This is a genomic window from Streptomyces toxytricini (assembly GCF_014649915.1).
Classification (GTDB): domain Bacteria; phylum Actinomycetota; class Actinomycetes; order Streptomycetales; family Streptomycetaceae; genus Streptomyces; species Streptomyces toxytricini.
On record NZ_BMTY01000001.1, the window covers coordinates 278989 to 292497 of the forward strand.

9 protein-coding genes are annotated in these 13509 nt (G+C 74.2%); 6 read left to right on the forward strand and 3 right to left on the reverse strand.

What is annotated here, in order from left to right:
- The first annotated feature begins 255 nt into the window (after positions 1-255).
- The 3 genes from IE170_RS01155 (at position 256) to IE170_RS01165 (ending at position 5860) form a co-directional block, all read left to right on the forward strand.
- Entirely contained in the window at positions 256-1455 is a 1200-nt protein-coding gene (locus IE170_RS01155; RefSeq protein WP_189807390.1) for a CapA family protein, read from the forward strand.
- Positions 1456-1560: 105 nt separating this feature from the next.
- Positions 1561-4866, forward strand: coding sequence for a bifunctional lysylphosphatidylglycerol synthetase/lysine--tRNA ligase LysX (lysX, locus tag IE170_RS01160; protein ID WP_189807391.1), 3306 nt, complete (start codon positions 1561-1563; stop codon positions 4864-4866).
- 70 nt (positions 4867-4936) lie between these two features.
- The gene (locus IE170_RS01165) at positions 4937-5860 is read left to right on the forward strand and encodes a polysaccharide deacetylase family protein (protein ID WP_189807392.1); all 924 of its coding nucleotides are present in this window, start codon (positions 4937-4939) and stop codon (positions 5858-5860) included.
- A 37-nt stretch (positions 5861-5897) separates the two neighbouring features.
- On the opposite strand, the gene IE170_RS01170 is transcribed toward IE170_RS01165, so the two are convergent.
- Positions 5898-6584 (reverse strand): class F sortase, encoded by a 687-nt coding sequence (locus IE170_RS01170; protein ID WP_189807393.1) that lies wholly within the window; start codon positions 6582-6584, stop codon positions 5898-5900.
- A 352-nt stretch (positions 6585-6936) separates the two neighbouring features.
- Between IE170_RS01170 and IE170_RS01175 the strand changes: the two genes are divergently transcribed.
- A complete protein-coding gene (locus IE170_RS01175; protein ID WP_189807394.1) occupies positions 6937-7467 on the forward strand; it encodes a hypothetical protein in 531 nt (176 codons plus the stop codon).
- Positions 7468-7632: 165 nt separating this feature from the next.
- Here IE170_RS01175 and IE170_RS01180 read toward each other — a convergent pair whose 3' ends face one another.
- Both IE170_RS01180 and IE170_RS01185 read right to left on the reverse strand, forming a co-directional pair.
- Entirely contained in the window at positions 7633-8229 is a 597-nt protein-coding gene (locus IE170_RS01180; protein ID WP_189807395.1) for a hypothetical protein, read from the reverse strand.
- 182 nt (positions 8230-8411) lie between these two features.
- The gene (locus IE170_RS01185) at positions 8412-9182 is read right to left on the reverse strand and encodes a bestrophin-like domain (protein WP_189807396.1); all 771 of its coding nucleotides are present in this window, start codon (positions 9180-9182) and stop codon (positions 8412-8414) included.
- 1136 nt (positions 9183-10318) lie between these two features.
- Here IE170_RS01185 and IE170_RS01190 point away from each other — a divergent pair.
- Together IE170_RS01190 and IE170_RS01195 are read left to right on the forward strand one after the other, a co-directional pair.
- Positions 10319-11149, forward strand: a complete 831-nt coding sequence (locus IE170_RS01190; RefSeq protein ID WP_189807586.1) for an SAM-dependent methyltransferase — start codon at positions 10319-10321, stop codon at positions 11147-11149.
- 53 nt (positions 11150-11202) lie between these two features.
- A complete protein-coding gene (locus IE170_RS01195; protein WP_189807587.1) occupies positions 11203-13392 on the forward strand; it encodes a putative bifunctional diguanylate cyclase/phosphodiesterase in 2190 nt (729 codons plus the stop codon).
- The last annotated feature ends 117 nt before the right edge of the window (positions 13393-13509 follow it).

A 13509-nucleotide genomic window follows, 5' to 3' on the forward strand; every position in this document is an offset into this window, starting at 1 on the left:
TCACCTGCGCCGGGCGCCCCGTGAACCGTCCCGCCGCGGTCTTGCGCCCAAGCGCCCGGGACGCCCGGTGGGCGGCCGCCCGGGCCGGTGAGCGGTCGCCGAACGGTCGAACGGTTGCGGTGAACGGCCGCCGTGCGGGTGTGGCCGGTATGCGGCCGCGGTGCGGCCGGCCGGCTCCTTTCGACGCGCAGCGCCTCCCCCCATGGATTAAAAGGTGATCAGATAGTCGTACTAATTGGAGAGAGAGTGGCGCCCATGACCCAGCGCACCCGCAAGGCCCTCGCGCTCCTGTCCGCCGCCCTGCTGTCGGCCGCCACCGCGGCCGCCTGCTCGGCCGGACGCACCCCGCCCGCCCGCCTCGGCGACGCGCACCCCCCGCCCTCCCGCGCCGCCGGCCCGGACGCGGCCGCCGCCCGCGGCTTCACGCTCGTCGCGAGCGGCGACGTCCTGCCCCACGACTCCGTCATCAAGCAGGCCGCGGCCGACGCCGACGGGGCCGGCCACGACTTCCGGCCGATGTTCTCGCACGTCAAGCCGCTCGTCTCCGCAGCCGACCTCGCGCTATGCCACATGGAGACCGTCTACGGCCCCGACGGCGGCCCCTTCACCGGCTACCCCGCCTTCCAGTCCCCGCCCGAGGTCGCCGACGGCCTGAAGGACGCCGGGTACGACGGCTGCTCGACCGCCTCGAACCACACCCTCGACGCCGGAGCCGAAGGCGTGGCGCGCACCCTCGACCGCTTCGACCGGGTCGGCCTGCGCCACGCAGGATCGGCGCGCACGGCCGCCGAGGCGGCCGCCCCGACCCTCTACACCGCGGGCTCCGCCAAGGTCGCCCACCTCGCCTACACCTACGACACCAACGGGTACCCGATGCCCGAGGGCCGGCCGTGGGCCGTCAACCTCATGGAGAAGGACAAGATCGTCGCGGACGCGCGGGCCGCCCGGAAGGCCGGAGCCGACGTCGTCCTGGTCAGCCTGCACTGGGGCACCGAGTGGCAGACCGCGCCGGACGAGCGGCAGCTCACCCTGGGCCGGGAGCTGACCGCCTCCCAGACCGGCGGCCGCCCCGACATCGACCTGATCCTCGGCACGCACGCCCACGTCCCGCAGGCCTACGAGAAGGTCAACGGCACCTGGATCGTCTACGGCATGGGCGACCAGGTGGCCGGCGAGATGTTCAACCACTCCGGCGACCGCGACCTGCGAGGCAACTACGGCTCCCTCGCCCGCTTCACCTTCGCCCCGCCGGCCGCGGCGGGCGGGCGCTGGCAGGTCGCCAAGGCCGAGTTCGTCCCCCAGATGATGGACCTCTCCGCCGGGAAGGTCGTCAACCTGCCGGCCGCCCTCGCCGAGGACCCCGACGACGCCGGCTACCGCCGCGCCCGCGACACCGTCACCGAGGCGGTCCTCGGCCGCGGCGCCACCGCACAGGGCCTCACCATGGGCCGCTGACCGGTCCGCCCCCGGGCCGGACGGGCGCGCTCCCCGCCCGTCACCCTCCCGGGGGACGCGCCGCTCGCCGCGCGGACCGCGGCCGGGCTCCCTAGAGTGCGAACCATGAGTGCCACGACGGAGCAGACCCGGGGGACCCGGAACCGCTTCCTGAACCGGGTGCCCGACGGGTCCGCCGCGTTCTTCGGCGCCCTCGGCCTGTTCTGTGCCGTCCTGGCGCTCTCGCCGGCGCTGCGGCACCTGCTGCGGCACGTCGTCCGCTTCCTCGACGACTACGTGGTCCCCGTCAGCGAGAACCTCGCCTACGCCGTCTTCCTCTTCCTCCTCGCCGCCGCACTCGGCACCCGCAAGAAGGTCGCCTGGTGGATCGTCGTCGCCTACCTGGTCCTCCTGGCCCTCGTCGACGTGCTGCTCATCGCCGACGGCTGGTTCCGGATCGGCGGCCCCTCCCTCCTCATCGCCGTCGCAGCCCTGGCGGTGCTGACCGCCGCCCGCAGCGAGTTCTACGCCGCCTCCCGCCCCGGGGCGTTCTGGCGGGCCCTGCTCGTCCTCGGGCTCGGCCTGCTCGCCGCCGTCCTCCTCGGCTGGGCGCTCGTCGCCCTGTTCCCCGGCACCCTGCCCCGCGGCCAGTGGCTGGACTGGGCCGCCAAGCAGGTCTTCGGCGGCCTGTTCTCGGCCCGCGAGTTCGACGGCCGGCCGCCGCGGCCCCTGTCCTTCCTGCTCGGCCTGTTCGGCGCGCTCGCCCTCCTCAATGCCGCGGCCACCCTCTTCCGCTCCCAGCGCATGACCGCCGCCCTCCACGGCGACGAAGAGCCCCGCATCCGGGCGCTGCTCGGCGCGTACGGCCGCTCCGACTCCCTCGGCTACTTCGCCACCCGCCGCGACAAGGCCGTCGTCTTCGCCCCCAACGGCATGGCCTGCGTCACCTACCGCGTCGAGGCGGGCGTCTGCCTCGCCAGCGGCGACCCGGTGGGCGACCCGGCCGCCTGGACCCCGGCCATCGACGCCTGGCTCGCCGTCGCCCGCCGCCACGGCTGGCAGCCCGCCGTCATGGGCGCCTCCGAGGACGGCGCCACCGCCTACGCCCGATCCGGGCTGAGCGCCCTCCAGCTCGGCGACGAGGCCATCCTGCACGTCGCCCACTTCGACCTCGACGGCCGCGACATGCGCGTCACCCGCCAGGCCGTCAGCCGCGTCCGCCGCGCCGGTGCCACCACCTCGATCCGCCGCCACTCGGCCCTGTCGGACGAGGAGATGCAGCGCATCATCGACCGCGCCGACACCTGGCGCGACACCGAGACCGAACGCGGCTTCTCCATGGCCCTCGACCGGCTCGGCGACCCCGCCGACGGCGACTGCCTGCTCGTCGAGGCCTTCGACGCCGACGGCGAGCTGATCGCCCTGCTGTCCTTCGTCCCCTGGGGCAGGGACGGCATCTCCCTCGACCTGATGCGCCGCGACCGCAACGCCCCGAACGGGGTCATGGAGTTCATGGTCGCCCAGCTGTGCGCCGCCGCCCCCGGCCTGGGCGTGCGCCGCATCTCGCTGAACTTCGCCGTCTTCCGCTCCGCCTTCGAGGAGGGCGGCCGGATCGGCGCCGGCCCCGTCCTGAGACTCTGGCGCCGGCTGCTGCTGTTCCTCTCCCGCTGGTGGCAGCTCGAGGCGCTCTACCGCTCGAACGTCAAGTACGGGCCCGAGTGGTACCCGCGGTTCCTCTGCTACCAGGACGCCGGCTCGCTCGCCCGGGTCAGCCTGGCCTCCGGCATCGCCGAGGGCTTCGTCTCCGTGCCGAGCCTGCGCAAGCTGTGGGGCAACGGCCATCCCAAGGGCGTCACCGCCCCCGCGAACACCGCGTCGCTGCCCCCGCTCGACACGCTCGGCCTGGACGCGGCGGACGGGCAGGGCGGGCCGGCCCTCCCGGCCGAGCGGCTGCCCGAGCAGGTCCGCGTCCGCCACGCCAAACTCGACCGGCTGCGCGCCGCCGGGATCGACCCCTACCCCGTCGGCATCCCCGCCCGCACCCACACGGCGTCCGCGCTGCTCGCCGCCCACCCCGGCCTTTCGCCCGGCGCCCGCGGCGACGGCCCCGCCACCCTCGCCGGGCGGATCATGGTCGTCCGCGACCTCGGCGGGGTCGTCTTCGCCGTCCTGCGCGACTGGTCCGGCGACATCCAGCTGATGCTCACCCGGGACGAGAGCGGCCCCGCGGCCCTCGACTCCTTCACCTCCCAGGTCGACTTCGGCGACCACGTCACCGCCACCGGACGCATCGGGGCCAGCAAATCGGGCGAGCCCTCCCTCCTCGTGGAGTCCTGGCAGCTCACCGGCAAATGCCTGCGCCCCCTGCCCGACAAGCGCAAGGGCCTCGCCGACCCCGAGGCCCGCGTCCGCCGCCGCTACCTCGACCTCGTGGCCAGCCCCGAGGCGCGCGACGTCGTACGGGCCCGCTCGACGGCCGTGCAGGCCCTGCGGCACGGCCTGCTGGAGCGCGGCTTCCTGGAGGTCGAGACCCCGATGCTCCAGCAGATCCACGGCGGCGCCAACGCCCGGCCCTTCCGCACCCACATCAACGCCTACGACCTCGACCTGTACCTGCGCATCGCACCCGAGCTGTACCTCAAGCGGCTGTGCGTCGGCGGCATGGAGAAGGTCTTCGAGATGGGCCGCACGTTCCGCAACGAAGGCGTCTCCTACAAGCACAATCCCGAGTTCACGATGCTGGAGGCCTACCAGGCCTTCGCCGACTACGACGTGATGCTCGACCTGACCCGCGAACTCATCCAGGGGGCCGCCACCGCCGCCTTCGGCTCGCCCGTCGCCCACAAGAGCGGCCCCGACGGCAGGCTCGCCGTCCACGACATCTCCGGCACCTGGCCCGTCAAGACCCTGTACGGCGCCGTCAGCGAGGCCCTCGGCGAAGCCGTAGACGCCGACACCCCCGAAGACGTCCTGCGCCGGCTGTGCGACCGCGCCGGGGTGCCCCACGCCCCCGCCGACACCCGCGGCGACGTCGTCCTGGAGATGTACGAGCGGCTCGTCGAGGAGAAGACCACCCTGCCCACCTTCTACAAGGACTTCCCCACCGACGTCTCCCCGCTCACCCGGCAGCACCGGCGCGATCCGCGCCTGGCCGAGCGCTGGGACCTCGTCGCCTTCGGGACCGAGCTCGGCACCGCCTACTCGGAGCTGACCGATCCCGTCGAGCAGCGGCGCCGGCTCACGGCCCAGTCGCTGCTCGCCGCGGGCGGCGACCCGGAGGCGATGGAACTCGACGAGGACTTCCTCGACGCCCTGGAGTACGCGATGCCGCCCACCGGGGGGCTCGGAATCGGAGTGGACCGCCTCGTCATGTTCCTCACCGGTCTGACGATCCGCGAGACGCTGCCGTTCCCGCTGGTGCGGCGCGGCTGATCGGGTGAGGGCACGCGGCCTCCTCCGCGCCTCTCGACATCCCGGCCGATCTCGTTGATACGTAGTAGTAATGAAAAATGACGAGCCGACAGTCGGGCGGCGTGTACTCCTGCGCACCGCAGTCTTCCTCGGAATCGCCACGGCCTCCGGACTCCTGGCCTCCGGCGAGTCCGGCCCGCCCGGAACCGGCGCCGCGGGCAGAACCCCCGTAGGCGGGGGAGCCGCCGGACCCGCGGGCGCCGGGCAGCCCGGCCCGGGGGGCGCGGCCGGCCCCGGAGGCGTCCGCGCCGTCCGCCCCCAGACGCCCGGCCGGACCGCCTACCGGCTGGCCCCCATGACCGCCGAGGCGCCGGTGCGCCCACCGGCGGCCAGGCCCGCCGTCCGCACCCGGCCCATCCTGGAGCTCGACCCGGCCGCGGCCGCCCGCAGCGCGATGGTCCTCACCTTCGACGACGGCCCCGACCCCCGCTACACCCCCGGCATCCTCGACACCCTCGCCCGGTACGGCGTCCGCGCGATGTTCTTCGTCTGCGGCGAGATGGCCGCCGAGAACCGCGACCTGGTGCGCCGGATGGCCGCGGAGGGCCACCTCATCGGCAACCACACCTGGTCCCACCCCCTCATCCCCAGCCTGAGCAGGCCCGGCCTCGCCTCCGAGATCGGCCGGACCAGCGAGGTCGTCGAGAAGACCGTCGGCGCCCCGCCCCTTTGGTTTCGCGCACCGTACGGCGCGTGGAACCGGGCCGCCTTCGAGATCGGCGCCGAACTGGGCATGGAGCCGCTCGCCTGGACCGTCGACAGCCTCGACTGGACGGAGCCGGGCGCCTCCGTCATCGTCTCCCGCGTCCTCAAGGGCGCCGGACCCGGGGTGATCGTCCTGTCGCACGACGCCGGCGGCGACCGCACGCAGAGCGTCCACGCCCTCGGCACCTACCTGCCGCAGCTCCTGGCCCGCGGCTACCGGATGACCCTGCCCGTGCTGCCGCCCCGCTGAGGAAACGTATCCGCAGCGGGGCGGGGGACCCGCCGGGTCAGCGGGCCTCGACCATGCGGGCGAACACGACGACGTTCCCGTCGTAGCCCCGCGCCTTCGAGTAGCCGCCGCCGCACGTGATCACCCGGAGCTCGGGCAGCCCGGTGTCCCCGTACACCCGGGCTCCGGGGAACGTCTCCTTCGAGAACACCTCCACGCCGTACACCTCGAACACCGCCGTGCGCCCGTCGTAGCGGTCGACCTCGACGCGGTCGCCCTTGCGCAGGGCGCCCAGCCCGTAGAACACCGCGGGGCCCCGCTCGTTGTCGACGTGGCCGACGACGACGGCCGAGCCGCGCTGGCCCGGCGCGATCCCGTTCAGATACCAGCCGGCCAGGTTCGGATCCTGGGCCGGCGGGGCCTCGATCCACCCCTGCGCGTCCAGCCCCACCGTCATCACCGGTGCGTCCACCCTGATCTGCGGAATCCGGATGCGCTGGACCGACGAGTGCTCCAGCTCCGCGACGCCCGCCGGCAGCGCCGCACCCGGCGGCAGCGGCATAGGCGCCTGCCCGTCCGACTGCCCGGCGGACGCCGACACCGCCGCGGCGGCCGTCGGCTGCGGCGGTCCGTCACCGGACTCGGCGCCGTTGCGCATCATGGCGAGGCCGCTGAGCATCACCAGCGCGAGCACGCCCCAGGGGGAGCGTCTCCTCGGCCGCTGCTCACTCTCGTCCTCGGTCATGGCTCTCCCTTCCCGACGCGGGGGTCCCGACCCGCGTCACGTCCCGCCCCCTTCACGCCCTTCTCCACGCACGCTAAGCCCGTGCGCGCAAGACGGCGATCGGTGCCGGGCGAACGGGTGGCGGGACCGGACGGGGTGCACCCGTCCGGGTATTCATCACACAAACTCCTGACGGGTCGTGACCTGCGGATCCGTCAGATGCGGTGCGCGGCCCACGGCGTGTCGCTCAACCGTGCGGACCAAAGCCGGACATGCGCCGCTTGCGGCCCGACCCGAGGGTTCGTGATGGGAGGCGTTCTCGTCGATCATCCCGGGCGACCGCTCCGGGGCGCTTTCCGCTGGAGGTTCCACCATGCGTGTTCTGCGCGCTCTCACCGTGACCGCGGCGGCGTGCGTCGCCGTCGGTCTCAGTATTCCGGTCGCCTCGGCGAACCCGGCGGCGGGGCCGCCGGAGACCGGGGGCCAGGGCGGCAACGGCGGCCGCGGCCCCAGCAACGTCTCCGTCACCCCGTACTCGGTGCACCAGGGGGCGACGATGCAGGTCAGCGCCGCCGGCTGCGGCCACGGCGGAACCGTTTCGTCGCCCGGCAACTTCTCGCCGGCGAACCTGTCGGCCGGGTCCGTCGGGTTCGCGACAGTGCGGATCTTCAACCACGCCTCGCCCGGGACGCACACGCTGTCGGTCAAGTGCAACGACAGCAACCTGATCGCCACCCACCGCTTCCAGATCCTCGACGGCCGCGGAGCCCAGGGCGGCATCGGCGGCTCCTTCGGCCCCTCCGCCGCCGAGACCGCCATCGGCGCGGGCCTCGTCGGCGCGGCGGCCCTCGGCGCGGGCGTCCACGTCCTGCGCCGCCGCCGCCCGCACCGCAACCGGGCCTGACGACCGGCCGACCTCCCCGGTCCCCGCCCGGAACACGCCGGTCGCCCCGCATCCCGTACGGGATCCGGGGCGACCGGCTGTCGGCGCCCGCCCCGGGGCGGGCGGATGCGGCACGCGTGCGGTGCGGTGGGGGCGGCGGGGCGGTGGTGCGGAAGGGCGGCCGGGTCAGTGGCGGTGGGCCGAACCGCGGCGCCGCAGCGCGAGGACCGTCCCGGCCGCGGCGGCCAGGAACAGGGCCGCGCCCGCGCCGAGTTCCAGGGCGTCCATCCCGGCGACGCTGCCGCCGAGCCCGCCCCGCACGCCGCGCGCCGCCGCCGACTCGGCGGGCGCCGTGGCGGTTGCGGTACGCGGCGCGGCCGGCCGGTCGGCGGAGGTGGAACTGGTGGTCGGCGTGCCCGTGCCGCCGGCGATGGTGAGGTCGGCGGAGCCGTTCTCGCCGTTGCAGGTGAACGTCACCGAGTAGACGGCTCCGCGGCGGGCGTCGCGGTCGACGGTCACGCGCGCGGTGCTGCCCCGGGCGATGCTCACGGTGTCGAAGACACCGGACGAGGCCGTCGCGAAGGCGGCGTCGCAGCCGGTGACGGACAGCACCGTCTGGCCGCCCGGGGCGACCGTCGACGGGGTGATGGCGAAGCCGAACGAGGTGATGGGCTGCGCCTCGGCCGCGAGGGCGGCGGGCGCACCGAAGACGCCCAGCGCAAGGACGGCGCCCGCGGCGCCGGCGCCGAGCAGGGCAGTGGCGGAGCTGCGTATCGCACCCATGGAATGGTTCTCCGGATCCCGGGGAGCAGCCGCGGAACGGTTTCCGCCGGCGGTGGGGGGTGCTCCCCGATGCCCGCCACGCTAGGCGGGGGCCGCCCGCCCCGCGATCAGGAGCGGGCGAATGGGGCACACTGCTGGGCCGAACCGGGGACGGCGGGCCCCTCCCCGGTTTGGCGCGGGGCTCAGCCGCCCAGGTCCAGGTGCGGGAACTGCGCGAGGAACGGCTCGGCGGTCGCGGAGATGCCCCGCCCGAACGGGGCGTCGAAGTCCCAGATCAGGAACAGCAGGAACGCGATCAGCGCGCTGAACAGGCCCGCCAGCAGCAGCTCCCGGAAGGAGCGGCGGATCTGCAGCATGAAGATCATCCCGACGGTGACGAGCGCCCCGACGATCAGCCCGAACCACACCACGCCCGGCATGGTGGCCCCCGCGCTCAGCCCCCGGGCGCTGCGGGCGTCGTCGACGAGCGCCACCTGGTCCACCAGCGGCTGGTACGCCTGCCCCTCGTGGTCGGTCTGCGGCTCGTAGTCGGTGACGTCCCGGCGGATCCGCTCCAGCAGTTCCCCGCCGCGGTCGGTGACCGTGCCGTGGTCGGCCATCTGCTGCCACTCGGTGTCCACCACGTACGTCACGTACGCGTCGACGTCGGCCCGGATCCGGTCGCGGACCTCGGCCGGGTAGACGTGGGAGCGGACGCTGATCTCGTGCAGCGCCTGGGCCTCCTGGCGCACGTACTCCTGGGCCGCTCCGCGGCCCTCCCATACGCCGGCGATCGCGAGGCCGAGCACGATCGCGTAGATCACGCCGATCATCATCGTCATGTACTCGATGACGTCGGGGGTCTCGCTGGGATCGTCGTCCTCGCCGATCCGCCGGTGGTTGAAGAAGGCGATGGCGAGGACGACGGCGCAGGCCGCGGCCATCGCGAGGGTCAGGACGAGCCATTCCGACAAGGGGACTCCCAATCGTGCGCGGGCGGGTCGCGGGTTGGTGGCGGCGGTGGCCGGGTGGCGGCGTGGACCGGGGCGGCGGCGGTCAGCGCGGGCGCAGGGCGACGATCGCGAGCACCGCGGGCGCCGCGGTCATGAGGGTGAAGGTCACTGGCGAAATGTGGTGCTCGACCGGTTTCGCGGTCGCGACGCGGTACGCGGGCCTCGGTACGGGCTTCTTCGCAGGCGGGGGCGGTGGTGGCGGCGGGAGGACCACGGGCACGGGCGCGGCCTGGGCCCGGGAGGGGGCCGGCGCGGGTTTCGGCGGGGCCGGTTCGGGCGCCTTCGGGACGGGTGCGGGCCGGGGCGGCGCCGGCTTCGGCGGGGGCGGGGGAGTGGGCCGCGGCGCGGGCGGCGGGGCCGGCTTCGGCGGGGGAGTGGGCTTGGGCGGTGTGGGGGTCGGGGTGGGCTTCGGCGGCGGGGTGGGCGTCGGCTTCGGCGGGCACGGCGGCGGAGGCGGCGGGCAGTGGTGGCCGCGGCCGTGCCCGTGGCAGCGGTGGCCCTTCCCCCGCCCCTTGCCGTGGCCGTGCCCACGGCCGTTGCCGCCGCCCCGGTCCCCTGCGCCGTCCTCGACATCCGGCGGACCGCCGCCGTGATGTGCGCCACCTCCGGCGGCTCGTGCGGCGCCGCTGCCGGCGACGGCGGTGAGGCTGATGCCGCCCCCGGCGCCGCCGTCGCCGATCGTCGCGTAGGCGCAGCTATCGGCCACGGCCGGCGTGGCGGACAAGGCCGCCCACAGCAGGGCCGGGAGCACGATCAAACGCCGGGTACGGGCTCTGTTCACCCGGGCAGCATGGGCTCGCGCGCGCTCGCGCACGCGGGGCCCGGCCCTGGTTCGCCTGAACGGGTGCTGTACGGACCGTAGAGGTTTGAGCCACGAACCGAACCGATGTGATCGCTTCTCGGGCGATTCCCAAAAGGGACGTGTCGGTTTCCGTCATCGGTGGCGCGGGGGGCCGCAGAGGTCTTTGGTGTGTGATGAAGAACGGATCACCAATTTCCGCTTTTGCTCGCCCCCTTGGGCGATGATCAGTACATTCGGCTCGGACAGGTGTCCGACCTCCCGGACGACCGCCACGGACTACGGCTTGGAGACCGAGATGGAGCGCCCCACCTGGGCCCCGCCAGGTATCGACATATCGGTGCCGAGCGTGTCCCGCATCTACGATTACTACCTGGGCGGCTCCCACAATTTCGAGGTGGACCGGCAGGCCGCCCGCCGGGCCATGGAATTCATGCCGGGCCTCCCGAAGATCATGCAGGCGAACCGGGCGTTCATGCGCCGCGCCGTCCGCCACGCCGTCGCCCAGGGCGTGACCCAGTTCCTCGACATCGGCTCCGGCATCCCCACCTTCGGCAACGTCCACGAGGTCGCCCGGGCCGCCAGCCCCGACGCGCGCGTCGTCTACGTCGACCACGACCCCGTGGCGGTCGCGCACAGCCGCGCCGTCCTGGAGGGCGACACCCAGACCGGCGTCGTCTCCGCCGACCTGCGCAAGCCGCAGGACATCCTCACCGCCGCCGAGGTCGAGCGGCTCCTGGACTTCGACCGCCCGGTGGCCCTGCTCCTCGTCGCCGTCCTGCACTTCCTGGAGGACGCGGACGACCCGTACGGCGCCGTCGCCGAACTCCGCGACGCCCTGCCCCCGGGCAGCCTGCTCGTCCTCACCCACGCCTCGTACGAGGGCATGCCGCTGTCCGAGGAGGTCGCCAGCGGCACGGTCGGCGTCTACCGGGACATCCGCAACCCGCTGGTCATGCGCACGCGCGAGGAGGTCGCCCGCTTCTTCGACGGCTTCGAACTGGTCGACCCCGGCGTCGTCTCGATGCCGAACTGGCAGCCCGGCGGGCTCGCGGACCCGCAGGACGGAGACATGCCGGAGGACCCGTACGCGTTCTCCGGCTACGGCGGAGTGGGACGCAAGGCGTGAGATCGACGGCCGCGGTGCCCTCCGGCACACCGACCCCGAAGGACGCGGAGCCCGTGCAGGGCGGCCCCTCCCGCGTCCCGCACCCGTGCCCGCAGGCAGCCCCGCACAGCGGCCTGGACGACCGGATCGCGCGTTTCGCCACGATCTGGGGGCGCGCCATCTTCCCGTTCACGGCGACTTCCCTGACGCGCCCGGAGTTCGAGCAGCACCTGGTGCCGCTGACCCGCACGCTCGCCGAAGCCCTGCACGCCAGGCCGTTCGACGCGGCCGTCGCCCAGCAGGTCGGGGCCGAACTCGTCACCGTGCACTGCACCGACCCCGAGGCGCTCGCCGGGACGCTCGGCGTCGTCGAGTCCTACCTCGTCCTGTACTGCGGGCCCGACGGCGTCGGAGTGGAGGGCGCCGAGGAGTACCGCTCCCGCTGCGCCCGCCTCCAGCACCAGATCGCCGCCGGCTTCGCCCGCGCCCTGCGCGAGCGCACCCTGCGGGAGCAGGAGGCGATCGCCCGCTCCGCGCTCACCGCGCGCATCGACGCCCAGCAGGCCCTGCACGCCAGCGAGGAGCGCTTCCGCGCGGTCTTCGAGGGCGCCGCGATCGGCATCGGCATCGCCGACCTCGAAGGCAACGTGCTGGAGGTCAACGACGCCCTGCTCCAGATGTTCGGCGGCATGGGCGGCCACGTCCGCGGCCGCAACATCAGCGAGTGGGGCCACCCCGACGACGCCCCGCAGGTCTGGCGCATGTACGGCGAACTCGTCCGCGGCGAGCGCGAGAGCTACCGCGTGGAGAAGCCGTACTACCGGCACGACGGCACCGTGCTGTGGACCAACCTGACGGTCTCGCTCCTGCGCGACACCGAGGGCCGCCCCCAGTACCAGCTGGCACTGATGGAGGACACCACCGAACGCCGCCTGCTGAACCTGAGGCTGCGCTACGAAGCCACGCACGACGCCCTGACGGGCCTGCCCAACCGGACGCTGTTCTTCGAACGCCTGGAGAAGGCCCTCAGCGGCGGCGGCACCCGCTTCGGCCTGTGCTACCTCGACCTGGACGGCTTCAAGGCGGTCAACGACAGCCTCGGCCACTCCGCGGGGGACCGGCTGCTCGTGGAGGTCGCGGACCGCCTCCAGAGCTGCGCGACGGGCCCCGGCGAGGTCGTCGCCCGGCTCGGCGGCGACGAGTTCGTGGCGCTGACCACCGGCCCTGACACGCAGGAGAAGGTGACGGAGCTCGCCGTCCGCATCCTGTCGGCCCTGTCGGCCCCGATCCGGATCGAGGGCCGCGAGCTGTCCGTCCGCGGCAGCATCGGCATCGTCGAGGGCCCGGCGGGGGAGCGCACCCCGGCGGAGGTGCTGCGCAGCGCGGACATCACCATGTACCGGGCCAAGGCGGCCGGCGGCAGCCGCTTCGAGTTCGCCGACGCGGAGGCCGACGCCCGCGCGATCACCCGCCACGGCCTGACGAACGCCCTCCCCGCCGCCTTGGAGCGCGGCGAGTTCTTCATCGAGTATCAGCCGCTCGTCCACATGCACGACGGCACGGTCCGCGGCGCGGAGGCACTCGTCCGCTGGGAGCACCCCCAGTACGGGGTGCTCGGCCCGGACCGCTTCATCCCGCTGGCGGAGCGCACCGGGCTGATCGTGCCGCTGGGCCGCTGGGTGCTGGAGGAGTCCGTCCGCCAGGCCCGCACGTGGCAGCGCGAACACGGCGGCTCGCCCCTGAGGGTCAACGTCAACCTCTCGCCGACGCAGCTCCACCACCCCGGTCTGGTCGCCGACACGGTCGCCGTCCTGGAGAACGCAGGCCTCGCCCCGGGCGCCCTGTGCCTGGAGGTCACCGAGTCGGCCCTCATCGGCGCGGACGACGACCTGCTGGAACCGCTGCGCCGCCTCGCCGACCTCGGCGTCGACATCGCCCTCGACGACTTCGGCACGGGCTACTCGAACCTCGCGAACCTGCGCCGCCTCCCGGTGAGCGTGCTGAAGCTGGACCGCTCCTTCACCAAGGGGATGCAGCAGCAGCCCGCCAACCCGGTCGACGTCAAGATCGTCGAGGGCATCGTGGCCCTGGCCCACAGCCTCGAACTCGCCGTCACCGTCGAGGGCGTGGAGACCGGCGCCCAGGCAGCCCAACTCCGCGCACTCGGCTGCGACACCGCCCAGGGCTGGTACTACGCCCGCCCCGGCGCCCCGGACCGCATCCACGCCCTCACCCTGGCCGACGCCATCCCCACCCCCGGCTGACCCCGTCCACCACAACCCGGCTCCACCCCGGCCACCTGCCTGACTCCAGCGGGGTAGGGGCGGGGGCCGGGGGTGCGGTCCACCCCGTCGTCCGACGGCCGCCCGCGGCCCGCCGGG

Bases quoted from the DNA above. Each gene is read 5' to 3' on its own strand.
- IE170_RS01155 (WP_189807390.1), top strand. From the start codon at position 256: ATGACCCAGCGCACCCGCAAGGCCCTCGCGCTCCTGTCCGCCGCCCTG.
- lysX (WP_189807391.1), top strand. From the start codon at position 1,561: ATGAGTGCCACGACGGAGCAGACCCGGGGGACCCGGAACCGCTTCCTG.
- IE170_RS01165 (WP_189807392.1), top strand. From the start codon at position 4,937: ATGAAAAATGACGAGCCGACAGTCGGGCGGCGTGTACTCCTGCGCACC.
- IE170_RS01170 (WP_189807393.1), bottom strand. From the start codon at position 6,584: ATGACCGAGGACGAGAGTGAGCAGCGGCCGAGGAGACGCTCCCCCTGG.
- IE170_RS01175 (WP_189807394.1), top strand. From the start codon at position 6,937: ATGCGTGTTCTGCGCGCTCTCACCGTGACCGCGGCGGCGTGCGTCGCC.
- IE170_RS01180 (WP_189807395.1), bottom strand. From the start codon at position 8,229: ATGGGTGCGATACGCAGCTCCGCCACTGCCCTGCTCGGCGCCGGCGCC.
- IE170_RS01190 (WP_189807586.1), top strand. From the start codon at position 10,319: ATGGAGCGCCCCACCTGGGCCCCGCCAGGTATCGACATATCGGTGCCG.